General features: G+C 65.4%; 18 protein-coding genes and 1 pseudogene. All 19 read left to right on the top strand.

The window, feature by feature from the left end; translation table 11 throughout:
- Positions 1 to 203: 203 nt before the first annotated feature.
- Positions 204 to 629, top strand: a complete 426-nt coding sequence (locus GRI55_RS00100) for a division/cell wall cluster transcriptional repressor MraZ (RefSeq protein ID WP_228135272.1) — start codon at positions 204 to 206, stop codon at positions 627 to 629.
- Positions 626 to 1564: a 16S rRNA (cytosine(1402)-N(4))-methyltransferase RsmH gene (rsmH, locus tag GRI55_RS00095; protein WP_160765797.1), complete on the top strand. Its 939-nt coding sequence runs from the start codon at positions 626 to 628 to the stop codon at positions 1562 to 1564. The genes GRI55_RS00100 and rsmH overlap by 4 nt, the downstream gene beginning before the upstream one ends.
- The gene (locus tag GRI55_RS00090; protein ID WP_063512221.1) at positions 1564 to 2079 is read left to right on the top strand and encodes a hypothetical protein; all 516 of its coding nucleotides are present in this window, start codon (positions 1564 to 1566) and stop codon (positions 2077 to 2079) included. The genes rsmH and GRI55_RS00090 overlap by 1 nt, the downstream gene beginning before the upstream one ends.
- Positions 2076 to 3845, top strand: coding sequence for a peptidoglycan D,D-transpeptidase FtsI family protein (locus GRI55_RS00085; protein ID WP_050600743.1), 1770 nt, complete (start codon positions 2076 to 2078; stop codon positions 3843 to 3845). Before GRI55_RS00090 ends, GRI55_RS00085 begins: the two co-directional genes overlap by 4 nt.
- Positions 3842 to 5314 carry a UDP-N-acetylmuramoyl-L-alanyl-D-glutamate--2,6-diaminopimelate ligase gene (locus GRI55_RS00080; RefSeq protein ID WP_160765796.1) on the top strand — a complete coding sequence of 491 codons (1473 nt, stop codon included), beginning with the start codon at positions 3842 to 3844 and terminating at the stop codon, positions 5312 to 5314. The genes GRI55_RS00085 and GRI55_RS00080 overlap by 4 nt, the downstream gene beginning before the upstream one ends.
- A complete protein-coding gene (locus GRI55_RS00075) occupies positions 5311 to 6777 on the top strand; it encodes a UDP-N-acetylmuramoyl-tripeptide--D-alanyl-D-alanine ligase (RefSeq protein ID WP_160765795.1) in 1467 nt (488 codons plus the stop codon). The genes GRI55_RS00080 and GRI55_RS00075 overlap by 4 nt, the downstream gene beginning before the upstream one ends.
- An 18-nt stretch (positions 6778 to 6795) precedes the next feature.
- Positions 6796 to 7866: a phospho-N-acetylmuramoyl-pentapeptide-transferase gene (mraY, locus tag GRI55_RS00070; RefSeq protein WP_050600740.1), complete on the top strand. Its 1071-nt coding sequence runs from the start codon at positions 6796 to 6798 to the stop codon at positions 7864 to 7866.
- Positions 7863 to 9158 carry a UDP-N-acetylmuramoyl-L-alanine--D-glutamate ligase gene (gene murD / locus GRI55_RS00065; protein ID WP_160765794.1) on the top strand — a complete coding sequence of 432 codons (1296 nt, stop codon included), beginning with the start codon at positions 7863 to 7865 and terminating at the stop codon, positions 9156 to 9158. Before mraY ends, murD begins: the two co-directional genes overlap by 4 nt.
- A gap of 5 nt (positions 9159 to 9163) precedes the next feature.
- Positions 9164 to 10420, top strand: a complete 1257-nt coding sequence (locus GRI55_RS00060) for an FtsW/RodA/SpoVE family cell cycle protein (RefSeq protein WP_197462443.1) — start codon at positions 9164 to 9166, stop codon at positions 10418 to 10420.
- The gene (gene murG, locus GRI55_RS00055; protein WP_050600738.1) at positions 10417 to 11613 is read left to right on the top strand and encodes an undecaprenyldiphospho-muramoylpentapeptide beta-N-acetylglucosaminyltransferase; all 1197 of its coding nucleotides are present in this window, start codon (positions 10417 to 10419) and stop codon (positions 11611 to 11613) included. The genes GRI55_RS00060 and murG overlap by 4 nt, the downstream gene beginning before the upstream one ends.
- Complete coding sequence (murC, locus tag GRI55_RS00050; protein WP_050600737.1) at positions 11610 to 13034, top strand: UDP-N-acetylmuramate--L-alanine ligase; 1425 nt, start codon at positions 11610 to 11612, stop codon at positions 13032 to 13034. Before murG ends, murC begins: the two co-directional genes overlap by 4 nt.
- On the top strand, positions 13031 to 13948 hold the full coding sequence (gene murB, locus GRI55_RS00045; RefSeq protein ID WP_160765793.1) for a UDP-N-acetylmuramate dehydrogenase: 918 nt from the start codon (positions 13031 to 13033) through the stop codon (positions 13946 to 13948). Before murC ends, murB begins: the two co-directional genes overlap by 4 nt.
- Positions 13945 to 14919 carry a D-alanine--D-alanine ligase gene (locus tag GRI55_RS00040; RefSeq protein WP_160765792.1) on the top strand — a complete coding sequence of 325 codons (975 nt, stop codon included), beginning with the start codon at positions 13945 to 13947 and terminating at the stop codon, positions 14917 to 14919. The genes murB and GRI55_RS00040 overlap by 4 nt, the downstream gene beginning before the upstream one ends.
- Positions 14912 to 15820, top strand: a complete 909-nt coding sequence (locus GRI55_RS00035; protein ID WP_050600992.1) for a cell division protein FtsQ/DivIB — start codon at positions 14912 to 14914, stop codon at positions 15818 to 15820. Before GRI55_RS00040 ends, GRI55_RS00035 begins: the two co-directional genes overlap by 8 nt.
- Positions 15820 to 17106, top strand: coding sequence for a cell division protein FtsA (gene ftsA / locus GRI55_RS00030; RefSeq protein WP_050600734.1), 1287 nt, complete (start codon positions 15820 to 15822; stop codon positions 17104 to 17106). Before GRI55_RS00035 ends, ftsA begins: the two co-directional genes overlap by 1 nt.
- Before the next feature lie 134 nt (positions 17107 to 17240).
- On the top strand, positions 17241 to 19040 hold the full coding sequence (gene ftsZ, locus GRI55_RS00025; RefSeq protein ID WP_160765791.1) for a cell division protein FtsZ: 1800 nt from the start codon (positions 17241 to 17243) through the stop codon (positions 19038 to 19040).
- 47 nt (positions 19041 to 19087) lie between these two features.
- Complete coding sequence (locus GRI55_RS00020; RefSeq protein ID WP_160765790.1) at positions 19088 to 20770, top strand: SPOR domain-containing protein; 1683 nt, start codon at positions 19088 to 19090, stop codon at positions 20768 to 20770.
- Positions 20771 to 21752: 982 nt separating this feature from the next.
- Positions 21753 to 23156 carry an O-antigen ligase family protein gene (locus tag GRI55_RS00015; RefSeq protein ID WP_160765789.1) on the top strand — a complete coding sequence of 468 codons (1404 nt, stop codon included), beginning with the start codon at positions 21753 to 21755 and terminating at the stop codon, positions 23154 to 23156.
- Positions 23157 to 23287: 131 nt separating this feature from the next.
- Positions 23288 to 24375: pseudogene (locus tag GRI55_RS00010) on the top strand (IS3 family transposase); the annotation flags it as partial.
- Positions 24376 to 24407: the final 32 nt, after the last annotated feature.

Genomic DNA, 24407 nt, shown 5'->3' with positions numbered 1-24407 from the left:
GCGATAAACCGCAATCACATCGGACACCACTGTCACTGCGCGTTTCGCCGGCAGGCGATGCGTCTCGCCCATGCGTTCGGGCGGGCCGGGAAAGTTTTGTCCGATGAGGAGGTAAGCGAAACCGCAATCGAGGTTCGGGGAAAGTGTCATTCGGAGGGTATAGCGGTCAGGCTTATTCGCCCGCGGGCGACAAGGGCCGCTTTGTGCTTCCTCCCCTTTTCCGCAAGGCCGTGAAGGACAGCAGCGACGGTCGCGTCCTGTGCCTCTCCAAGCATGCCAGCTGGAATTGCCTCGTCGGCTTCGGCCTTTCGCGCAAACCCGAACTGGAAGCGCAGCTCGACCGCGAGGAAGAGCTTGCCGTCCGCCTGGGCCGTGAATTCGATCGCGATACCCGCTCGAGCCAGCTGTTCGGTTTCCAGGAGCTGCCCTTCGACGACAGCGGCCGCTTCGTCATGCCCGATCACCTGCGCATCCTCGGCAAGATCGAAGACGGGCTCTATTTCCAGGGCGGCGGACGGTTCTTCACGCTGTGGAACCCCGTGGAACTGGCCCAGATGGGCGACGATTGGGCGGGCGCGAAGGCTGCCTGCGCCAGCTTCCTTGCCGATGCGAAGGCCAAGGGCAAATGACCGGTGCCCCGCACATTCCCGTCCTGCTGGACGAAGTGATCGCCGCGCTCGATCCGCAGCCCGGCGATGTCGTGATCGACGCCACCTTCGGCGCCGGCGGTTATACGCGTGCGCTGCTCGAACGCGGCGCGACGGTTCATGCTTTCGACCGCGATCCCGATGCGATCGCGGCGGGCGAGGCATGGCCCGAGACGAAGGTCGATCCGCCGCGGCTGGTGCTGCACCCGCACCGCTTTTCGGAAATGGCGGAAGTCATGACGGCTGCCGGCGTCGCTCGGGTCGACGGGATCGTCATGGATATCGGTGTCTCGTCCATGCAGCTCGACCAGGCGCATCGCGGCTTTGCCTTTTCATCCGACGGCCCGCTCGACATGCGGATGAGCCAGGATGGCGAGAGCGCGGCCGATTTCCTCAACACGGCCGACGAAAAGTCCATTGCCGATGTGCTCTACCTCTACGGCGAAGAGCGCCAGTCGCGCCGCGTGGCCCGCGCCATAGTGGCCGCGCGTCCGCTGGAGACGACCGGCGAACTCGCGCGCATCGTGCGCAAAGCGCTGGGGTACAAGCCGCACGACAAGAAGGATCCGGCCACCCGGACCTTCCAGGCGGTGCGCATTCACATCAACGGCGAGCTCGACGAACTGTCGCACGGACTGTCGGCCGCCGAACGCTTGTTGTGTGAAGGAGGCCGCCTTGCGGTGGTCAGCTTCCACAGCCTCGAAGACCGGATCGTCAAGCGCTTCCTGCGCGAGGCATCCTCAACCCCGAGCGCCTCGCGGCACGTCCCATTGGCGGCGCAGGACGATCCGGTCTTTTTGCAGGTCAGCAAGGCAATCAAGCCGGGCGAGGCCGAGATCGAGCGCAATCCCCGCGCCCGTTCATCGGTGCTGCGCCACGCCACGCGCACCGCCTTGCCCGCGCGGGAGGCCGCGTGATGGTCGGCGGTTCGCGCATTCGCCAGATCGGCTGGGCGCTGGTGCTGGCCGTGTGTTTCGCGCTGCTGCTCGCGCTGACCTTCAAGGTCAACGCGGTGAAGAGCGACGTGCGGCTTGCCGAGAGGCAGATCATCGCGGCGCAGCGCGCCAAGCTGATGCTCGAAACCGAGTTCGAAACCCGCGCCAGCCAGCAGCAATTGTCCGACTGGAATGCGGTTGAGTTCGGCTATGCCGCGCCGCGCGCGGATCAGTATCTCGAAAGCGAGCGCCAGCTTGCCGCGCTGGGTTCGCCGCGCGGGATCGATGCGCCAGAGCCGGTGCGGGTGGCGCTCAACCGGCCCGCTCCCGAAAGCGACGGCCTGCTGGCCGAATGGATCACGGGTGAAGAAGGCGATGCCGCGCCCGAACGGGCGGAGCGCTCCGAACGGCATGACCTGATCGCCGCCGGCGGGCTTGCCGAACGGCTGGCGAGCCCCGTGGCCGGAATGGCCAGCGTCGCCGAGGCGGGCCAATGAACGCCTTTTCCGGCTTCGGCCCTGCAATCGCCGCGGGCAGAAGCGGATATGGTGCGGTGAGCATGGCCGTGGCCTCGGGCCGCGTGCAGCTGGTTACCATCCGGCAGGAATCGCTCTCGCTGGCACGCTGGCGCCTGTTGTGGGTCGCGCTCGGCTTCGTCTTCGTGACGCTGCTTGCGCTGGTGCGCATCGGCTATCTCGGGGCGTCGGACAATGGCGCGCGCGGCACTTCGCTTGAAGAAGCGTTGCTGCCGCCTCGCGGCGAGATATCCGATCGCAACGGCGTGCCGCTGGCGCGGGCCTTCCCCGCCTATGCGCTGTGGTTCAATCCCACTGCGCTGGGTGAAGACGGTGCGCCTTTGGTCCGTGATCCGGCGGTGGTCGCGGGCAAGCTGAAGGATATTTTCCCGGATCTCGATCAAGCCGCGGTCACCGCGCAACTGGCAGCGGGCAAGCAGGGCTATATCCGACGGCGGGTGCTGCCCGAGGATGCCAACCGGGTGCAGGACATCGGCGAACTCGCACTCGAGATGCCGATGGAGAACGACCGCCACTATCCGCAAGGCTCGATGGCGGCGCATGTGCTCGGCTATGTCGCGGCGGATGGAACGGGCCGCGTGGGGATGGAGCAGGTGCTCGACGCGCATCTGTCCGATCCGGCGACGCGCGGCACCCCGATCGCCCTGTCGATCGATTCCCGTGTCCAGGGCGCGCTCGAAGATGAGCTGCGCCGCGGGATGAAACTGGTGCAGGCGCAGGGCGGTGCGGGCATCGTGCTCGATGTCGACACGGGCGAAGTGCTGGCGCTGGCTTCCCTGCCCGAATTCGATCCCAACAAGATCGATGCGCGCGGCCAGAAACTGATGTTCAACCGCGTGACCAACCAGGTCTACGAACTCGGTTCGACCTTCAAGCCGCTGTCGGTCGCGGCCGCGATCGATGCCGGTGTGGTACGCAATCTCGGCCGCCGGTGGGATGCGAGCCCGGTCAAGGTCGGCCGCTTCGCGATCAAGGACAGCCACCCGATGGGGCCCGATCTCAACGTGGTCGAGGCGCTGATCCATTCGTCGAACACCGTGACCGCGCGGCTGGCGGACGAGCTTGGCCCCGAACGCATGCGCCGCACGATGATCGATCTCGGCATGAACGAGCGGCCCTATATCGAACTGCCCGCCAAGGGCTTCCCGATCTGGCCGGGCAAGAAGTGGCCGCGCCTGCGTTCGATGACGGTCGGCTATGGCCACGGTATCGCCGTTACCCCGCTGCATCTCGCAAGCGCCTATGCGGCAATGGTCAATGGCGGCATCTGGCGCCCCGCGACGCTCAGGAAGCTGGGGCCGGGCGAGGCGCCCAAGGGTCGCCGCGTGTTCAAGGCGTCGACTTCCAGCCGGATGCGCCAGCTGCTGCGCGCGATCGCCGTATACGGCACGGGCAAGAACGCCGATGCGCCGGGTTACCGCGTGGGCGGCAAGACTGGCTCGGCCGAAAAGCCCGGCGGCAGTGCCGGCTATCGCAAGACCGCGCTGGTTTCGACCTTCGCCGCCGCCTTCCCGATGGACCGTCCCCGCTATGTCGTGATTGCCATGCTGGACGAACCCCGCGGCACGCTGGCCAGCTCCTACCAGCGTACTGCCGCGTGGAATGCCGCCCCGATCGTCAAGCGCCTGGTGCCGCGCATCGGCCCGCTGATCGGCGTGCGCCCCGACGATACGCGCGATGTCGATATTTCCGATCTCAAGCCGCTCATCCCGGAGGCGAACAAGTGAAGCTTGCCAAACTCTGCGCCGCGGCGGGATTTGCCTGCGATGGCGATGCCAACGTGACCGGCTTCGCAATCGACAATCGCAAGGTCGCACCCGGCACCGTCTTCGGTGCGTTCCAGGGTACGCAGGTAAACGGCGAGGACTTCATTCCCGCGGCGATCGAAAGCGGAGCCATCGCGGTGGTGGCGCGGCCCGAAGCGACAGTCGAAGGCGCGGTCCATATCGCCGATCCGGAGCCACGCCGCGCTTTCGCGGCCCTCGCAGCGCAGTTCTTCACCCCCGTGCCCGACCATATCGTCGCGGTGACCGGCACCAACGGCAAGACCTCCACCGTCGAGATGACCCGTCAGATCTGGCGCATGGCGGGCGAACGCGCGGCAAGCATCGGCACGCTCGGCGTCACCACGCCCGACGAAAGCGTTTCGACCGGACTGACCACGCCCGATATCGTGACCTTCCTGTCCAACCTCAGCGGCCTGGCGCGCGAGGGCGTTACGCATGTCGCCTATGAAGCGTCGAGCCACGGACTGGCGCAATTCCGCAATGAAGGCGTGCCCGTGATGGCCGCCGGCTTCACGAACTTCAGCCGCGATCACCTCGATTACCATGCCGACATGGAAGACTATTTCGCGGCCAAGATGCGGCTGTTCGATGAAGTCGTAACCGATGGTGCAGCGGCAGTGATCTGGATGGGGTCGGGCGACAGTGGCTGGAATGCCCGCGTGGTCGAGCATGCGGGCACCCGCGGGCTCGCCGTGATGACCGTCGGCGAACAGGGCGAAGCGATCCGCCTCGTCAATCGCGAGCCGACCCAGCTCGGGCAGTCGCTGACCGTCGAACATGCCGGGCAGGAGCGGACAATCGATCTGCCGCTGATCGGTGCCTATCAGGTGTCCAATGCGCTGACGGCGGCGGGCCTTGCGCTTGCCACCGGGACCGAAGCCAGCCGGGTCTGGGATGCGGTCGCGCGGCTCCAGCCGGTTCGCGGACGGCTCGAGCGTGCAGCCATCGCGCCTTCGGGCGCACCGATCTATGTCGATTACGCGCATACGCCCGATGCGATCGCGGCGGCGGTTGCCGCGCTGCGCCCACATGTGTCGGGCAGGCTGATTACCGTTTTCGGTGCGGGCGGCGACCGCGATCACGGCAAGCGTGCACCGATGGGTGCTGCTGCGGCCAAGGCGAGCGATGTCGTCATCGTCACCGATGACAATCCGCGCGGCGAAGATCCTGCGGATATCCGCAGGCAGGTGCTTGAGGGTGCGCCGCAAGCGCGCGAGATAGGCGGGCGTCGCGAAGCCATTCTCGCAGCCATCGCCGAAGCGGGCGCGGAGGACATCGTCCTCGTCGCCGGCAAAGGACATGAAACGGGTCAGATCATCGGATCGGGAGATAACATGCGAGTGCTGCCCTTCGACGATGTCGATGTCGCGCGCGAATGCGTCGCGGAAATTGCCAGGGGTGCCGCATGAGCGCCGCCATCCTGCGCCATCCGGCCTATATCGAATGGCCCGCCGACCCGCGTGACCGGCTGCCGCTGACCCTGTGGGATGCGCGCAGCATCGCCGAAGCGGTGGGCGGCATCGCCAGCCATGATTTCCAGGTCGCGGGCGTCGAGATGGACAGCCGCGATGTCATCAATGGCGATCTATTCATTGCCCTGAAGGGGGAGGCGATGGACGGCCACCGTTTCCTCGACAAGGCCTTCGCCAATGGCGCAGCGGGAGCGATCGTCGATCGCGCTGTCGATTGGCCGCACATTCTCGTCGAGGATACCACTGCCGCGCTCGAAGCGCTGGCGCGTGCCGCGCGCAGCCGCGTCGAGGCGACGATTATCGGGGTGACCGGTTCGGTCGGCAAAACCGGGGTCAAGGAAGCGATCTTCGCGAGCCTCGAACGTGCCAGCCGCGGCGCGGCGCATCGGTCGACGCGTAGCTACAACAACCATGTCGGGGTTCCGCTCAGCCTGGCGCGCATGCCCGCGCGCAGCCGGTTCGCCATTTTCGAAATGGGCATGAACCACGCAGGCGAAATCGCGGGTCTCACCACGCAGGTCCGACCGCATGTCGCTGTCATCACGACGATCGCACCCGCGCATATCGAGAACCTCGGCAGCATGGATGCCATTGCTGCGGCCAAGGCGGAAATCTTCGCCGGGCTCGAGCCGGGCGGAACGGCAGTCATCCCCGCCGACAGCGAACATAGCGCGGCGCTCGAACGCGCCGCCAGGGATGTCGGCGCGCGCGTGGTCAGCTTCGGCCGTGCCCGCTCTGCCGATGTCCGCCTGCTGGACGCGATCCCCAGCGCCAATGGCGGCAGCCTGGTAACCTGCGAATTTCCCGAAGGCCGCCTGTGCTACACCGTGGCCGAACCCGGCGATCACTGGGTGATCAACTCGCTCGCGGTGATGGCTGCAGTCCGGGCCGCGGGCGGCGACATGGCCGCTGCCGGACTGGCGCTGGCGGAAATGGGTGGGCTCAAGGGCCGCGGCGCCCGGCACGGCATCGCGGTGCCCGGCGGCAAGGCGCTGCTGATCGACGAAAGCTACAACGCCAATCCCGCCAGCATGCGCGCGACGCTCGCCCAACTAGGGCAGACGCCCTCCGGACGCCGGATCGCCGTGCTCGGGTCGATGAAGGAACTGGGCGATTTCGGTCCGCAGTTCCATGCCGCGCTGGCCGAGCCCGTACTGGCGGCCGATGTCGACTACGCCTTGCTCGTCGGCGACGAGATGGCCGCGCTGGCGCAGGAACTGGGGAAACCGCAAAGCCCCGTTCTTGGCAAGCCGTTCGCCTGGGCGCATTGCCAGACCGCCGACGAGGCGATCGGGTTGCTCGAGGACTTCGGCGTAGTCGCGGGCGACGCCGTGCTGGTCAAGGGCTCCAACTCGGTCGGACTTGGCCGGCTCGTGGATCATTTCACCCGCGCCAGCTAGGCGCGACGAGAGGCTCGATTGCTTTATTTGCTCGCCGAATGGTTGAATTTCGAAGGCGTCTTCAACCTCGTGCGGTACCAGACATTCCGCGCCGGCGCGACGCTGATGACCGCGCTGTTCATCGGTCTCGTCATCGGTCCGCGGTTCATCGACATGCTGCGTGTGCGGCAGGGCAAGGGGCAGCCGATCCGCGAGGATGGCCCGCAGAGCCACCTCGCCAAGCGCGGCACGCCGACCATGGGCGGGCTGATGATCCTGATCAGCCTCAGCCTGGCGGTGCTGATCTGGATGGATCTGAGCAATCCGTTCATCTGGGCCTGCCTGGCGGTCACGCTGGGCTTCGGGCTGATCGGGTTTCTCGACGATTACGACAAGGTTTCCAAGGCCAGCCACAAGGGCGTTTCGGGCAAGGTCCGGTTGCTGCTGGAATTCGCGATCGCGGGCGTCGCCAGCTATCTGATCGTCGGCCAGATCAACACTTTCCTCTACGTCCCCTTCGTCAACGATTTCGGGATCGAGCTGGGCTATTTCTACTTCGTCTTCGCGGCTTTCGTGATCGTTGGGGCGGGCAATGCAGTCAATCTGACCGATGGGCTCGACGGGCTTGCGACCATGCCGGTGATCATCGCGGCAGGCACCTTTGCGCTGATCGCCTATCTGGTCGGCCGCGTGGACTATTCCGAATATCTCGGCATCCCGCACGTGGCGGGCGCGGGGGAACTGGCGATCTTCTGCGCCGCGATCATGGGCGCGGGGCTCGCCTTCCTGTGGTTCAACGCACCGCCCGCTGCGGTGTTCATGGGCGACACCGGCTCGCTCGCGCTCGGCGGCGCGCTGGGCGCGATCGCCGTCGCCACGCACCACGAGGTCGTACTGGCAATAGTGGGGGGATTGTTCGTCTTCGAGGCGTTGTCGGTCATCATTCAGGTGTTCTGGTTCAAGCGTACGGGGAAAAGGGTCTTCCGCATGGCCCCCATCCACCACCATTTCGAACAGCTTGGCTGGTCGGAGAGCAAGGTCGTGATCCGCTTCTGGATCGTCGCCATCGTGCTCGCACTCATGGGGCTCGCGACGCTCAAGCTACGATGATCACTTCGCCCGCCTGGAAGGACAAGAAATACGCCGTTCTCGGACTGGCGCGGTCCGGCCGGGCCACGGCCGAAGCGCTGCTGGCGGCGGGTGCCGACGTGCTGGTGTGGGACGACCGCGCCGAAGCGCGCGCGGCCTTCGCCGGGCGCTGCACGGTCGCCGACCCGCTGGAAGCGGACCTTGCCGGCTATGCGGGAATGGTGGTCAGTCCCGGCGTTCCGCTCAACACCCATCCGATCAAGCCGCATGCCGACAGTTCCGGCGTGCCGGTGATCGGCGATATCGAACTCTTCGCGCAGGCACGCGCCGCGCTGCCGCGGCACAAGGTCGTCGGCATCACCGGCACCAATGGCAAGTCGACCACCACCGCACTGGTCCATCACATGCTTAAAGAGGCGGGCGTGCCGGCCACCATGGGCGGCAATATCGGCCTGCCGATCCTCGAGCAGGAGCCGCTGCCCGAAGGCGGGGTCTATGTGCTCGAACTGTCGAGTTACCAGATCGACCTGACCCATTCGCTCGCTTGCGACGTGGCGGTGCTGCTCAACATTACCCCCGACCATCTCGACCGCTATGACGGCGATTTCGCCAAATACGCTGCCAGCAAGTCGCGCCTCCTGGCAATGCAGACGCGCGGCCAGAATGCGATCGCCCGGTTCACCGATGCGCGGGTGCTGGGGCAGTTCGCCGAAGGTTCGATCGCAAGCATTCTCGAGGATGTCCTGCAGAACCGGGGCATCGCGCCGGGCGAGCAGGCCGAGTGGCCGTCGCTGCAAGGTCCGCACAACCGCGAAAATGCCGCAGCGGCCATCGAAGCCTGCGATATCCTGGGCATCCCGACCGCGCAGATCCGCGCTGCGCTCAAGAGCTATCCCGGCCTGCCGCACCGCATGGAGCGCGTCGCGAAAATCTCCGGCGTTGCCTATGTCAATGACAGCAAGGGCACCAACACCGCCGCTTCGGCGCCCGCGCTGGCCGCGTTCGAGAACATTCACTGGATCGTCGGCGGGCTCGGCAAGGAGCCGGGGCTGGGCGAGTGCGAAGCCGAGCTCGGCCGCGTCAAGGCGGCCTATACCATTGGCAGGGCCGGACCCGACTTCGCCGCACTGCTCGAAGGCCGCGTCCCGGTCGAGCAGTGCGAAACGCTCGACCGCGCGGTGGCCAGTGCCGCTGCGAAGGCCGCGGCGGGCGATACGGTCCTGCTCAGCCCCGCCTGCGCCAGCTTCGACCAATATGCCGACTTCGAGAAGCGCGGCGACCATTTCCGCGCGCTGGTGGAGCGGCTGGCGTGAACACGATGCAGCCCTACGTTCCCGGCAAGCGCCAGCCCGCGCATATGCCCAAGGGCAAGCTGTCGCGCTGGTCCGAGCTCAAGATCTGGTGGCGCGAGATCGACCGCGTGCTGCTGCTGCTCGTGCTGCTGCTGATGAGCTTCGGCACGATCGCGGTGGCTGCCGCCAGCCCGGCCAGCGCCGATCGTCTCTCCACTTCCAGCCAGACGCTCGATCCGCTGTATTTCTTTTACCGCCACCTTGCCTGGCAGATGCTTGCGCTGGGCACGCTGTTCGGCGTGTCGATGCTGACCCGCGACAGCGCGCGGCGGTTCGGGCTGCTGCTGGCCGCGGGCATGACCGGGCTGCTGTTCCTCGTCCCGCTGGTGGGCGCGGAAATCAACGGCGCACGGCGGTGGATCAATCTGGGGATGCAGTTCCAGCCGTCGGAATTCCTCAAGCCCGGCTTCGCCATCGCCACGGCCTGGATCCTGTCGTGGCGGATGCGCGATCCCAACATGCCGGTGGCGGGCATCGCCACCGCCTATGTCGCGCTGATCGCCGCGCTGATGATGATGCAGCCCGATTTCGGCGGCACGATCCTGTTTGCGGGCGTGTGGTTCGTCGCGATGATCCTGTCGGGCATCGACATGAAGCGGATGGGGGCAGTGATCGGCGGCGTGATCGTTGCGCTGACCGCGACCTATTTCCTCTATGACAACGCCCGCCACCGCATCGACAGCTTCATCGGCGGGGGGACCGCCTACGACCAGGTGGATCTGGGGGCACGCACGCTGACGGCGGGCGGCTGGACGGGCGCGGGTTACGGCCTCGGCATCCGCAAGATGAGCCTGCCCGAAGCGCATACCGACTACATTTTCAGCGTCATCGGCGAGGAATTCGGCCTGATTGCCTGCGCGCTGATCGTGCTGGTCTATCTCGCCATTGTCGGGCGCGTGCTGATGCGCCTGCTCGACGAAGAAGACCTGTTCGCGCTGCTGGCCGGGGCCGGCCTGATCGCGCTGCTCGGCGGACAGGCGTTCATCAATATCCTGGTCAACCTGCAGCTTTTCCCGTCGAAGGGGATGACCTTGCCGCTGGTCAGCTATGGCGGATCGTCGACCATTGCGATCTGCCTCAATGTCGGTCTGCTGCTGGCGATAACGCGGCGCAATCCGTTCCTGAAAAGCCGGACCATTGGGCTTGGCGACAGGCTCGGCTTCGGGCAGACGGCCCCGATGAAAGACACCGCGCCTTCCCCGCACCGCGAGATCCACCCATGACCGGTGCCAGCCGCCATTATGTCCTTGCCGCCGGGGGGACGGGCGGACATCTGTTGCCCGCCTTCGCGCTGGCCACCGAACTCGAACGGCGCGGCCATCACGTCGCGCTGATCACCGACACGCGCGGCGCGCAAATCCCGGGCAAACCCGATTTTCTGCCTGCCCATGTCATTCCCGCGGGCCGGTTCGGCAAGAACCCGCTGAGCTGGATCAAGGGCATCCGCGCGGTGCTGCAGGGCCGGCGCATGGCGCTGCGCCTGTTCGACAGTTTCCAGCCCAGCGCGGTGGTCGGGTTCGGCGGTTACCCGTCGCTGCCGACCGTGCTGGCGGCGAAGAGCGCGGGCGTGCCCACCGTGGTGCATGAACAGAACGCGGTGCTGGGCCGGGTGAACCGGTTGTTCGCGCGGCACGTCGATGCGATCGCCACTGCCTATCCCGAAGTCGAACGGCTCGATCCCAAACATTCCCGGAAAGTGCATCTGGTCGGCAATCCGGTACGCGCGGGCGTATTGTCGCTGCGCGACGAACCCTTCCCGCCGCTGGGCGAGGAAGGCCTGCTGCGGGTGCTGGTGACCGGCGGCAGCCAGGGCGCCCGCGTCTTGTCCGAAGTGGTGCCCGACGGGCTGTCGATGCTTCCCCCCGCGCTGCGCCAGCGGTTGCAGGTCACCCAGCAATGTCGCCCCGAAGATCTCGACGCCGTGCGCGAGCGGTATCGCAACCATGCCATACCCGCCGAACTGGCGACCTATTTCGAGGACATGTCGGCGCGGCTGGCCGATGCGCATTTGTTCATCGGCCGCGCCGGGGCATCGACCATTGCCGAACTTACTGCCGTCGGGCGGCCGGCGATCCTCATTCCGTTGCCGATCGCGACCGATGATCACCAGGCCGCCAACGCCCGCGAACTGGCGAAAGCCGGCGGCGCGCGCGTGATCCGCCAGGAACGCTTCAATGCCAAGGAACTGGCCAAGCAGATCAAGGCGCTGGCGGACAACCCGCAAGGGCTCGGCCGCGCGGCGCATGCCGCCTGGAATTGCGGCCGTCCGCGCGCGGTCGAGGATCTCGCCGATCTCGTCGAAAGCTTCGGCGGAGCAGATATGATGGATGTAATTCGCGTCGGCGGCAACAACGCCCGGGGCGCTTCGCAGGGCCTGCCGGCCGGACAGGGTGCAGTGCGGGAGAGTGCGGAATGAGGGGCGTTCCAACCGATATCGGGACCGTTCATTTCGTCGGCATCGGCGGCATCGGCATGTCCGGGATTGCCGAGGTGATGAACAATCTCGGCTACACCGTGCAGGGTTCCGACATGAAGGAAAGCGCGACCGTGGAACGGTTGCGCCAGCGCGGGATCGAAGTGGTGATCGGCCACGCCCCCGAAAACGTCGCAAGCGCGGCGGTCGTCGTGACCTCGACCGCGGTCAAGCGGACCAATCCCGAAGTCGCCTATGCGCTGGAAAACCGCATTCCCGTGGTCCGCCGCGCGGAGATGCTGGCCGAACTGATGCGGCTGAAATCCACTGTCGCGGTCGCCGGGACGCACGGCAAGACCACCACCACCAGCATGATCGCCGCGCTGCTCGATGCCGGCAAGATCGATCCCACCGTGATCAATGGCGGGATCATCGAACAATATGGTTCGAACGCACGGCTGGGCGACAGCGAATGGATGGTGGTGGAGGCCGACGAGAGCGACGGCAGCTTCCTGCGGCTCGACGGGACCATCGCGGTGGTCACCAATATCGATCCCGAGCACCTCGACCACTACGGCGATTTCGACGGGGTGAAGGACGCATTCGTCGAGTTCATCCATAACGTCCCGTTCTATGGCGCGGCGATCCTGTGCATCGATCACCCCGAAGTACAGGCCGTGATCGGCAAGGTGCGCGACCGCAATGTCGTGACCTACGGCTTCAACCTGCAGGCGGATATCTGCGGGGTGAACATCCGCCCCGATGCGGGCGGCAATGTGTTCGACGTGATCGTGCGCCGCCGCGGGCAGGAGGATCGCCGGATCGAAGGCGTGCGCCTGCCGATGCCGGGACGCCACAATGTCCAGAACGCGCTCGCCGCGATTGCGGTGGCGATCGAGATGGGCTGCCCCGACGAGGTCATCTGCAACGGCTTTTCGGCCTTTGGCGGTGTCCGGCGCCGCTTCACCAAGGTTGGCGAAGTGCCCAGCGGTGCGGGCGTGGCGACGATCATCGACGATTACGGCCATCACCCGGTCGAAATCCGCGCGGTGCTGGGGGCGGCGCGCGAAAGCGCCGGGACGGGGCGCGTCATCGCCGTCGTCCAGCCGCATCGCTACACCCGCCTGCGCGACCTAATGGATGAATTCCAGAGCTGCTTCAACGAGGCCGACCAGGTCTATGTGACCCCGGTCTATGCGGCGGGCGAGGATCCGATCGAGGGCGCCGACGCCGAGGCGCTGGTCGCCGGGCTCAAGGCGCGCGGCCACCGCGCGGTGCAGAGCGTTGAGGATGAGGACGATCTGGCCGCGAAGCTGGCGGACGATCTCGCGGCGGGCGATTTCGTCGTCTGCCTGGGCGCGGGCGATATCACCTATTGGGCGGCGGGGCTCGCCAACGGGATTGCCAAGGCCAGTTCGGCATGAGCGCAGGGGCTGCCCCGATCGACACGCAGGGCCTGCGCGGCAAGCTGACTCCCGATGCGCCGCTGGCGAAACTGGTGTGGTTCAAGGCCGGCGGCGCGGCCGACTGGCTGTTCGAGCCGGCCGATCGCGCGGATCTCGAGCTGTTCCTCCAGCGGCTGGGCGGGCGCCTGCCGCTGATGCCGCTCGGGCTGGGGTCCAATCTCATCGTGCGCGATGGCGGGGTCGCAGGCGTGGTGATCAAGCTGGGCAAGCCCTTCGCCGGGATCGACGTCGAGGACGGGCACGTGCTTTCCTGCGGTGCGGGCGCGCATGGCATATTGGTGGCATCGACTGCCCGCGATGCGGGCATTGCCGGGGTCGAATTCATGCGCGGCATTCCCGGGACGGTGGGCGGCTTCGTGCGGATGAACGGCGGCGCCTACGGCCGCGAGGTTGCCGATGTGCTGATCGATTGCGATGTCGTGATGCCCGATGGCGCGCTGGTCACCCTGGCTGCGGCTGACCTGCGTTACAGCTATCGCCATTCGCAGCTGCCCGAAGACGCCGTGGTGGTCGGCGCACGTTTCCAGGGGCAGCCGGGCGACCCGGCCGAAATCGGCGCGAAGATGGACGCAATCGGCGATGCGCGCGAGAATTCGCAGCCGCTGCGCACCAGGACGGGGGGCTCGACCTTCAAGAACCCTCCCGACCAGAAGGCGTGGGAACTGGTCGATGCCGCCGGCTGCCGCGGCTTGCGCCTGGGCGGCGCGCAGGTCAGCGAAAAGCACACCAATTTCCTCATCAATGTCGATGATGCGACCAGCGCCGATATCGAAGCGCTGGGTGAAGAAGTGAAGCGCCGTGTCCACGCGCATTCGGGGGTCGAACTCGAATGGGAGATCCAGCGCGTCGGGCGGCAGCAGGACAGGTCATGACCGAACTACCCAAGCTCCATATCGCCGTGCTGATGGGCGGCTGGGCCAATGAACGCTCCGTCAGCCTGATGTCGGGCGAGGGCATCGCCAAGGCGCTCGAGGAGCGCGGCCACCGGGTCACGCGCATCGACATGGACCGGCAGGTCGCGGCACGCATCGCCGAGGCCGCGCCCGATGTCGTGTTCAACGCATTGCACGGCGTGCCCGGCGAAGACGGCACGGTGCAGGGCATGCTCGACCTGATGGGCGTACCCTATACGCATTCGGGCCTCGCCACGTCGGTGATCGCGATCGACAAGCAGCTGACCAAGCAGGCGCTGGTGCCGCAGGGGATCCCGATGCCCGGCGGGCGGATCGTCAGGAGCGCCGATCTGCACGAGCGCGATCCGCTGCCGCGGCCCTATGTGCTGAAGCCCGTCAACGAAGGCAGCTCGGTCGGGGTGGCGATCGTCACCGATGATGGCGATTACGGCAATCCCATCGCGCGCACCGCCAAGGGGCCGTGGCAGGACTTTCCGCAGCTGCTTGCCGAGCCCTTCATCAAGGGCCGCGAGATGACCAGTGCGGTCGTCGATTTCGCCGATGGTCCGCGCGCGCTCGCAGTGACCGAGCTGAAACCCAAGAGCGGGTTCTACGATTTCGACGCCAAATACACCGACGGGCGGACCGATCACATGTGCCCCGCCGATATCCCGCAGGCGATCACCGACCTGTGCCTCGAATACGCGCTGAAGGCGCACCGGGTGCTGGGCTGCAAGGGCACCAGCCGGACCGATTTCCGCTGGGACGAGGAACAGGGCGAGGACGGGCTGTTCATCCTCGAAACCAACACCCAGCCGGGGATGACCCCGCTCAGCCTGGTGCCCGAACAGGCGCGCTTCGCGGGCATCGAATATGGCGAATTGTGCGAACTGATCGTGGCCGCCGCGCTGCGCGACCATGCCGGTACGGCGGGCGGCGGCGATGGCTAAGGTCAGGCGCAAGCCCACCGGCGTGCGACGGTCCGCCGCGGCGCGCAATCGCAGCCAGAAGGCGCATGCCGCGCGCAAGCACACCAGCGGCCTGCTCGACCGGGTGATGGCGGCGCTGCCCTTTTCCGAAGAGCAGTGGCACAGGTTTTTCCTGACCGTCATCGTGGCGGCGGGGCTGGGCATCGCCTGGACCATTGCCAGCTTCGCGGGCGTTCCCGAACTGGCGCGGACCGAACTGGCGAAATCGGCTTCGCGGTCGGGCTTCGAGGTCAGCCGCGTGCAGGTATCGGGCGTCGAGCGGATGAACGAGCAACTCGTCTACGAACGCGTGCTGGCGGAGCAGGACCGCCCGATGCCGCTGGTCGACCTCGCCCAGGTACGCGAACGGCTGCTCGAACTGCCGTGGGTCGCCGATGCGCGCGTCTCGCGCCAGCTACCCGATACGCTCAAGATCAATATCGTCGAGCGCGTCCCGCACGCTGTGCTGCGCAAGCCCGATCGGCTGATGCTGATCGACCCGCAGGGGCACGAGCTTGAACCGGTGAGCGCGAAGGAGGCCGAAGGCAAGCTGCTGATCGAAGGGCCCGGAGCCGCACGCCAGGTCCAGGAGTTGGGCCGCCTGCTCGATGCGGCGCCCGCGCTAAAGCCGCAGATCGCCTCGGCCGAATGGGTCGGCAATCGCCGCTGGAACCTGACCTTCAATTCGGGCCAGCTCCTGGCGCTGCCCGAAGGTGACCTCGGCGCCCCCGCACTGGTCAAGTTCGCCCAGCTCGACGGGATGCACCGGCTGATCGGCGGCAAGCCCATTGCCATCGACATGCGCGTGCCCGACCGCGCCTATCTGCGCTGCGACGACGGGCCGTGCCCGAAGCAGATGTCGCTTAACGGCAGGAGCGACTGATGGCGACCCAGCAGCCCCGCATCACCCGCGTCTTCGGCGCGGTGAATATCGGGTCCTTCCGCGTTTCCGCGATGATCATGGGGCAGGCCGAAGACGGAGCCATGATCGTGCTGGGTTCGAGCCACCGGGCGAGCGACGGGATCAAGCGCGGCTATGTCACCGACATGCGCACGGCGAGCCACGCCATCCGCACCGCGGTGGAAAAGGCCGAGGCCAACGCCAACACCTCGATCCAGAGCGTGTGGATCGGCTGCGCGGGCGCCGGGCTGTCGAGCAGGATTTCCAGCGTCGAGATCGCCATCGGCGGACGCCGGATCGAAGAGGACGATATCGAACACCTCCTCTACGCCGCGCGCGATCATCTGCACCCCGACGGGCGGATGGTGCTGCATGCGCAGCCGGCGCATTACACGCTCGACGGTGCGCACGGCGTCGCCAATCCCAAGGGGCTGCACGCCGAGGCGCTGGGCGTCGACGTCCATGTGACGCTGGCCGAAGGCGCGCCGGTGCGCAATCTGATCGAGGCGGTGCAGACCGCGCATCTCGATGTCGAAGGCGTCGTCGCAAGTCCGCTGGCCGCCGCGCATGCGTGCCTGACCGGCGAAGAACGCGACCTCGGCGTCGCGCTGGTCGAAATCGGCGCGCAGGTCACCAATGTCTCGGTGCATGCGGCGGGCATGCTGCTGGGGCTCAAGTCGATCCCCATCGGGTCGAACGACATCACCGATGCCATCGCGTCCTCGCTCGGCATTCGCCGCAGCCAGGCCGAACGGCTCAAATGCGTTTCGGGCTCGGCGATCGCCACACCGACCGACCACCGCGAGATGATCCCGGTCAATGGCCCGGGCGAAGAACCGGGCGGACCGCTGGCGCGCGGGGCGGACGAACACAATCGCATCGCGCGCGCCGAACTGGTGGCGATCGTCACCGACCGGCTGGGCATCGCCACCGCCGAGATCGGCAAGGCGCTCAAGAGCATGGGCTTCACCGGCGCGCAGGGCGGGCAGGTCGTGCTGACCGGCGGCGGGGCCGAACTGCACGGGGTCGCCGAATTCATGCAGGGCGCGCTTGGCCGGCCGGTGCGGATCGGCAAGCCGCCCGTCCTGCAGGGCCTCCCCGAAGCGCACGCGACGCCGGGTTTTGCCACGCTCGCGGGGCTGTGCCTCTACGCCGCCGACGATCCCGTCGATATCCGTTCGGTCGGGCCGCGCTACCAGCCGACCAAGCGTTATCGGGGCATGGGTCTGGTCAACCGTGTTTTTCAAGCGGTGCGTGAGTACTTCTGAGGCTTGATGCGGAGCCGGATTCCGCCTTTAGGCCTTGTGGATAAGGCTGGCGCGGCTTCGATCTGCGATTCGCTTTGTGCCAGTGTTGTGACATAAAGCCAGCACGTGACTTTCGAATACCCAGGGGACTCTTGATGAGTATCAATATCGGACCGGCATCGGACGACGATCTTCGTCCCAAGATCATGGTCGTCGGCGTCGGCGGTGCGGGCGGCAACGCCATCGCCAACATGATGGAAGCGAAGATCGAAGGCGTCGATTTCATCGTCGCCAACACCGATGCGCAGGCGCTCAGCACTTCCCCTTCCGAAAAGCGCATCCAGCTCGGTCCGGATATCACCGGCGGGCTCGGCGCAGGCGCCCGCCCCGAAGTGGGCAAGGCCGCGGCCGAGGAAACCGTGCAGGATATTGAGGACGCGCTCGACGGGGTGAACATGGTGTTCATCGCGGCGGGCATGGGCGGCGGCACCGGCACCGGTGCGGCCCCGGTCATCGCCGAGGCCGCGCGCAAGCGCGGCGTGCTCACGGTGGGCGTGGTGACCAAGCCGTTCCTGTTCGAAGGAACGCGCCGCATGCGCGCGGCCGAAGCGGGCATCGACGAGCTGCAGAAGCATGTCGACACGCTGATCGTCATTCCCAACCAAAACCTGTTCCTGGTCGCCAAGGCGGAAACCACCTTCAAAGAAGCGTTCCAGCTCGCCGACGAAGTGCTGCAGCAGGGCGTGCGCTCGATCACCGACCTGATGGTCATGCCAGGCCTGATCAATCTCGACTTCGCCGACGTGCGTTCGGTGATGAGCGAGATGGGCAAGGCGATGATGGGCACCGGCGAAGGCGAGGGCGACAACCGCGCGCTCGAAGCCGCCGAGCACGCGATCGCCAACCCGCTGCTCGACGGCGTGAGCATGGCCGGGGCCAAGGGCGTCATCATCTCGATCATCGGCGGCGAGGACATGAAGCTGCTCGAAGTCGACGAGGCGGCCAACCATATTCGCGAACTGGTCGACGAAGACGCCAACATCATCTGGGGTTCGGCGTTCAATCCCGATCTCGAGGGCAAGATCCGTGTGTCGGTCGTCGCCACCGGCATCGAGCCCGACGGTTCGGTTGCCGCTGCCCCCATGAGCAGCTTCGCGCCGCGCGAAAGCAGCGCGCCGCGGCGTCCGGTGCTCGACCTGCCAAGCGAAAGCGAAGCCGAAGACGAGCCGTTCGAACTCAACGAAGGTCTTTCCGCCGATCCCGAACCGGAGGCACCGCGCGGTTTCGACCGGGCCTCGCAATCGCAGTCGCCGGCACCGTCGCAGGCGTCTCCGCATGCCGATGCGGACGATGCCGATGCGCTCGACCTGACCGACGAAGCCGAAGAGGACGACGCGCCGCGCCCGTTCGGGCTGTCGCCCGCGACGTCTGGTTCCTCGGCGGAGCGCGACGAAGATGGCTATGACGACGTCGACGATATCGTCGACCCGCTGGCCGGGCTGCGCAACGAACAGACCGAACGTTTCGACAGCGACGATGACACCGGCGCGCCCGCTGCAGGCGGACATGGTTCGGACGCTGAGCAGGGCCAGGCGGGTGAGTCCGCTGGCCGCGCTCCGCTCGACCTGTCGGGCGACATGCGCGAGCCGTCTGCGTCGCAGGACGAATTCGAACTGGGCGACGATCAGGGCGCCAGCCCGCTGGCGAGCAAGCCGGTCCGCCGCCAGCCGATCGTGCCGGGTGACAGCCCGGCACCGGCCGCGCCGAGTGCTCCCGCCAGCGGCGCGAGCGCAGGGTCGGGATCGCTGCCCGGGAACACGCTGTTCGAGCGCATGGCCAATCTCTCGCGCGGTGCCAGCACCAGCGAAGAGGAAGACGAGGACGACGATGCCGACAGCGGCAATGGCGGCGGGTTGAACATCCCGCGTTTCCTCGGACGCCAGAACAACCAGTAAGCGGCCGTTTCAGCGCGGGTTAACGCCCGCGCTGCAAAGGATAGGACATGATTTCGACCCGGCGTCTTGCTGCTGCCACTGTACTGCTTGCCATGGCGGTGCAGGGCGCACCTGCGTCGGCCCAGCGCGAGATCGTGCAGCCCCTGCCGGGTGCGGGGGAGCAAAAGCTGAGCGATGCGCTGTCGCGGCTGGCGCGCAACTCGCAGGACGTGACCGCGCTGCTCGACGCTGGCGAAGCCGCGCTTGAACTCGACGACATCGATGCGGCGATCGGCTTTTTCGGCCGTGCGAACGAATTGTCGCCCGGCAATCCGCGCACCAGCGTCGGTCTGGCGCGCGCCTATACGCGCTCGCACCGCCCGATCGAAGCGCTGCGCCTGTTTGCCGAGGCCGAGCGGGCAGGGGTGCCCGATACGCGGATGGCGCAGGATCGCGGCCTGGCCTTCGATCTCGTCGGCGATGCGGCCAGCGCGCAGCAGCTTTACCGTCTGGCACTGGACAATGGTGCGGGCGCGGAAACAGTGCGGCGGCTGGCGCTCAGCCAGGCGATCTCGGGCGACCGTGAAGCGTTCGAAGCCACGCTTTTGCCGCTGCTTCGCGACGGCGATGTCCCCGCGTTCCGCACGCGCGCTTTCGGCCTTGCGGTGCTCGGCAATGCGGAAGAGGCGAAGGATATTGCCAACACCGTGCTGCCTGCAGGGCTTGGCGCGCGGATGGCTGCCTATCTCGATTACATGCCCCGCCTGACCCGCGCGCAGCAGGCCGCCGCGGGCAATCTCGGCGTGTTTCCGCGCACCTCCAGCATCGGCACCGACGAAGCGGCGATCGCCGCCTATGCACCCCGCCCGGCGCAGCTGGCCCAGGCGGCGACGGCGGCTGCGCCGCAGGCACCGGGTACTCCTGCAAGTGCAGGGGCCGAAACTCCGGCTCCGGCACGCGGTCAACCGGCGCGACCGGGTGCGGGCAGTATGCCTCCCGAGCCGGCCGATCGGCTGCCGCAGGACACGGACGTCGCCGCTCCTGCAGAAGCGTCCGCCGCGACCCCGGCCCCGACATCGAACCCTGTTCCGGCCCCAGGGACGCCCGCGCCGTCGCTCGCAGCGCCTCCCGCACGGGAGGCGGCCGCGCCGGAGCCGGCCGACCCGCCAGCAGGCCCCCGGATAGTCGCTGCCGTGCCGGACGACCCCGTACCCGCACGATCCGACCGGCCCGAGCCCACTGTCATCGCGCGCGTCGATCCGTCGGCATCCGCGCAGCCGGTGGACACGGCAACCGCCTCAGCGTCACCGGCTTCGGGCACCGCCAGCGCGGGCGCAGCGGCGGGCAGATCGCTCGAGGATGCCTTCGACGGCTTCACGCTCGCGCCGCCGGCTCCGCCTCCGTCTGCCACCGGCGCGGTCGACATCACGCGCATCGCCATCCCGCGCGAAAAGGTCAGGCCCAAGCCGCCACCGCCCCCCGCGCATCCCGCGCGCCACTGGGTTCAGGTGGCCACCGGCAAGGACCGCGCCGCACTCAAGTTCGACTGGCGCCGCATAACCCGCAGCGCCGAGGGCAAGCTCGACGGCACCGGACCCTTCGTGACCCCGTGGGTCGAAGCCAACCGCCTGCTGTCCGGCCCCTACGACAGCGCCGCCGAGGCTCGGGAAATGGTCAACGAACTGAAGAAGATAGGCGTCGACTCCTTCCCTTTCACCAGCGCCGAGGGCGAAGCGGTCGAACCGCTGTGATAGCTGAGAATTCGCTGACGAAAGTGGATAACGCGAAGGATCATCGTTACTCGTTATAACGAAAATCACGGTCTCGCCGGAGACATGATAGATATAATGTAAATTTATTGGGTCGTTGATGAATAGTATAGGTCTGGCCTTTTAATTTTACTCGCCCCGTTAATCCATTATTTGCTGAAAGCTGTCACGTAGGAGGCGGTTATGTCGTATTTCTACCCCTTACTGGTACACATAGCGTTCAGTAAAGGGCCGATCGGGCGTCTTGCACATGGCTCACGGGTGTAGGGCTTCAAACTATGCGTAGGCAGCCTTATCTGATTGGAAAAGGCGCTCGGCACCTTTCTGCGGTCGCTTACGCGCAACCAACTGTAATAGCGGGGCACTAACTCTTTCGCTCCATACCGTCGATCCTCCCAATGTGCGCTGCCCGGCGCGGCGCCTCGCCGCTGGGATAAGATTGCGAGGGTCGAGGGTCAAAGAGCCTCCAGAGGCAGGGTCATGGTGGCCAATTTCCAAGCGATCTTTCGCACCGGTTTGGAAGAGGAAGTTGCGATCGTAATGAGTCATTTGGTTGCGTCCAGATAACTGAGATCAAATGACGTTGGCTTTGGTGAACCCCAAAGCGTATCAGGCCATCTCTCCGTTGTCCGCAGATGTCGGCCATAGGCTAGCGCAAGTTCTCGATATGGTCGCCAAACGCGGGGGCACGGATGGTTTTCGCCAAGCAACGAGTCGATGTGTCTGTCCGCGAAGTCGGATGGGCCCGGCCCTACCTACGGTAATTACTCGCCGGACCGCGTCCGCAGACTGCTCGAGCAAATGAAATGAAATGCGATGATCTGATCGCGATGCGCGAGAATTTCGTTGGAGTGCGAACGACTACCGCGCTGGACCCGAGATGCGTTCGCGCTGATGGCCCCGACCTCGCAGACCTCGAATAACGCTGTCGGCTTGAGCTATTCGGTTTGCTCGGAGATGGGAATTGGCTATTCGGCTGCGCATGTCTCGTCATTCTGCCGTCCCCGATCGTCCATCGAATCTGTCCTTTTGGTTGCTAATTGCCTTTCTTGCGATCCTATGGGCAGCTGGCGGCGCTTCTCGCGCCGATGTTCTCGGCCAGCCGTTCATCCGTTTTTCCGCCTGGTCCATTATCATGGTGGCGATCCTCGCGCTGCCAAGGGTTGACTGGCGAGCGGTCAAAGAGCCGGCGATCATTCTGGGCGCCGCCGCGCTGCTCGTAGCCCTGCAACTCGTTCCGCTGCCGCCGACGATCTGGAGCCAGCTGCCCGGTCGCGCGATCTTTACCGAAGCGGGAATTCTGACAGGAAATGAACAACCTTGGCGACCAATTTCGATTTCGCCGAGCGGTACGACCAATGCATTGGGCTCCCTGATCGTTCCAGCGGTGGTCCTGATGCTAGCAGCCAACCTGACGCGTGAGCAGCACTGGCGCATTGCGATCTTTATTCTCGGATTGGTGGCTGCTGGCGCTGTGCTCGGTGTGCTGCAGTTCTCGGGCATACATTTCGATAACGCGCTGATCAACACAGTGCCCAGCGCGGTGGCTGGCAATCTAGCGAACCGCAACCACTTCGCCTTGTCATTGGCAATCGGCTGCGTTCTTGCGCTTGCATGGGCTTTTTGCGAGGAGACACGACCTTGGAAGGCCGCAGTGGCGTTTGCCGTCATTTTGATCTTTATATTATTGATTCTTGCGACAGGATCGCGCAGTGGTTTAATATTGGGACTTTTGGCGATTGCATTAACTTTTTTTATGCTCCGGAAGTACGTATCGCCACGATCCATGGTCATTCCGCGCGGGTTTGCTGGAGCGATCTTTACCCTCGGAATCGCGGTTTTGATTGGCACCATTTGGTTGAGCGTGGGCCTCGACCGTGCTTTCTCAATTGATCGGGTAACAGCAGCGGCCCACGAGGCAGATCTACGTTGGCAGATTTGGCCCGTCGTACGGACGATGGCGTTAAGCTACTCCCCAGTTGGGACAGGATTAGGGACTTTCGACGCGGCCTTCCGCATAAGCGAACCCGATGGCATTTTGAATCCAAAATATATAAATATGGCGCATAATGATTGGCTCCAGATATTCCTCGAGGCCGGACTTCTCGGTATCGGTTTTTCCGGTGCCACGGTAGTCTGGCTTTGTCTGCGAAGCTTTCAAGCTTGGACGTTGCTCACCGAAGCAAAAACTGGTAGATTGCTATCCGCAGCAGGATCAATCATCATTACTCTCATTTTCATTGCAAGTATGACTGATTATCCAGCACACACCCCATTTATGATGGCTTTGCTAGCTCTCGGCGCTATCTGGCTGGTAAAGGAAACGTCAGTAGCAGGATGTACGAGAAAAGGCCGCGGCGTTACCTAAAGCTTGACTGCGTCTTTAGGCTTGAATGCAGCCACTGCAGTGGCCCAATTCCGGCAACACGCGCGGTGCCTTCTTGCCAACTGTGCATCGCTTCTGACGTGTCCCTTTGATTTTCCTGCGATTGGGAGCGAGCTGACCTGGCTCATCGACACGGGATGTCGGAAGTGACTATCTACATTTGGAAGTCGAAGTATGGCGGGCTAGAGGTTACCGAGTGTCGACGTGTGTGAGCGCTTGAGAGCGAGAACGCGAAGCTGAAGCGGTTGTTGGCGGATGCGATGCTCGATTGGTTTGCCTCAAAGGACTTGGTGGCAAAGCAATTCTAGTGCTCGGCGGGAAGCGGGAAACTATGGTTCATCTTCAGGACCGCCATGAGATGAGCGAGCGGCGGGCGTGCCGGATCATTGGCGCTGATTGCAAGAGCATGTGCTACCGTTCCACGCCGGAGAATGACGCCGCGCTTCGTGAGAAGCTGCGCGAACTGGTCAACCAGCGTTGTCGGTTCGGCTATCGCCGTCTGCACATCCTGCTGCGCCGGGAGGGCGTGATGGTCAACCGCAAGAAGACCCAGTGCATCATCAGGAGGAAGGGCTGGCGACGCAGTCGCAAACGCGCTGTCGGGACCAAAGCGCCGGCTCCGATCCTGGCTCTGCCGAACCGGCGCTGGAACCTGGACTTTGTGCATGATCAGATGGCGTCTGGGCGCCGGTTCCGCGTGCCCAGTATCGCCGATGATATGCCTAGAAAGTGCCTGCGAGCGGTGCCGGATACATAGGGTCTCTAATCGCAGCGTCGTGCGCGAGCTGGCGGATCTGATCGCCGGGCGCGGCAAGCCTGGGATGATCGTCAGCGATAACGGTATCGAGCTGACCAGCAACGCGGTGCTGGCATGGTGCGGAAGATCAGCGTGGAATGGCATTACATCGCGCGAGGGAAGTCTGTGCAGAACGGCTTCTGCGAGAACTTCAATGGCCGCATGCGCGATGAACTGCTGAATGAGACGCTCTTCCTCACCCTTGCTCATGTCCGGCGCGAGATCGCGGCCTGAATCGAGGGTTACAACCGTGAGAGACCACACTCAGCGCTTGGCTACGCAACCCCGGCGGCGTTCGTCGCCAAACTGAATAAGCAATGAGCTGCGTCGCTACGCCCGACGGGCTCCGCCACGCAGCTCATTGCTTCAACCGCACCCATGCGCAACAAACCCGATCGACTCTAATCCCAGCTGGAGGAACGCTAGGGGTCATGTCA

The organism is Qipengyuania citrea, from assembly GCF_009828015.1.
Classification (GTDB): domain Bacteria; phylum Pseudomonadota; class Alphaproteobacteria; order Sphingomonadales; family Sphingomonadaceae; genus Qipengyuania; species Qipengyuania citrea.
The sequence above is the reverse complement of the archived record's forward strand: the minus strand, read 5'-3'. Positions and strand labels throughout refer to the sequence as shown.

Bases quoted from the DNA above. Each gene is read 5' to 3' on its own strand.
- GRI55_RS00060 (WP_197462443.1), top strand. From the start codon at position 9,164: ATGCAGCCCTACGTTCCCGGCAAGCGCCAGCCCGCGCATATGCCCAAG.
- GRI55_RS00040 (WP_160765792.1), top strand. From the start codon at position 13,945: ATGACCGAACTACCCAAGCTCCATATCGCCGTGCTGATGGGCGGCTGG.
- GRI55_RS00075 (WP_160765795.1), top strand. From the start codon at position 5,311: ATGAGCGCCGCCATCCTGCGCCATCCGGCCTATATCGAATGGCCCGCC.
- GRI55_RS00035 (WP_050600992.1), top strand. From the start codon at position 14,912: ATGGCTAAGGTCAGGCGCAAGCCCACCGGCGTGCGACGGTCCGCCGCG.
- rsmH (WP_160765797.1), top strand. From the start codon at position 626: ATGACCGGTGCCCCGCACATTCCCGTCCTGCTGGACGAAGTGATCGCC.
- GRI55_RS00020 (WP_160765790.1), top strand. From the start codon at position 19,088: ATGATTTCGACCCGGCGTCTTGCTGCTGCCACTGTACTGCTTGCCATG.
- ftsA (WP_050600734.1), top strand. From the start codon at position 15,820: ATGGCGACCCAGCAGCCCCGCATCACCCGCGTCTTCGGCGCGGTGAAT.
- murB (WP_160765793.1), top strand. From the start codon at position 13,031: ATGAGCGCAGGGGCTGCCCCGATCGACACGCAGGGCCTGCGCGGCAAG.
- GRI55_RS00090 (WP_063512221.1), top strand. From the start codon at position 1,564: ATGGTCGGCGGTTCGCGCATTCGCCAGATCGGCTGGGCGCTGGTGCTG.
- murG (WP_050600738.1), top strand. From the start codon at position 10,417: ATGACCGGTGCCAGCCGCCATTATGTCCTTGCCGCCGGGGGGACGGGC.
- GRI55_RS00085 (WP_050600743.1), top strand. From the start codon at position 2,076: ATGAACGCCTTTTCCGGCTTCGGCCCTGCAATCGCCGCGGGCAGAAGC.
- murD (WP_160765794.1), top strand. From the start codon at position 7,863: ATGATCACTTCGCCCGCCTGGAAGGACAAGAAATACGCCGTTCTCGGA.
- ftsZ (WP_160765791.1), top strand. From the start codon at position 17,241: ATGAGTATCAATATCGGACCGGCATCGGACGACGATCTTCGTCCCAAG.
- murC (WP_050600737.1), top strand. From the start codon at position 11,610: ATGAGGGGCGTTCCAACCGATATCGGGACCGTTCATTTCGTCGGCATC.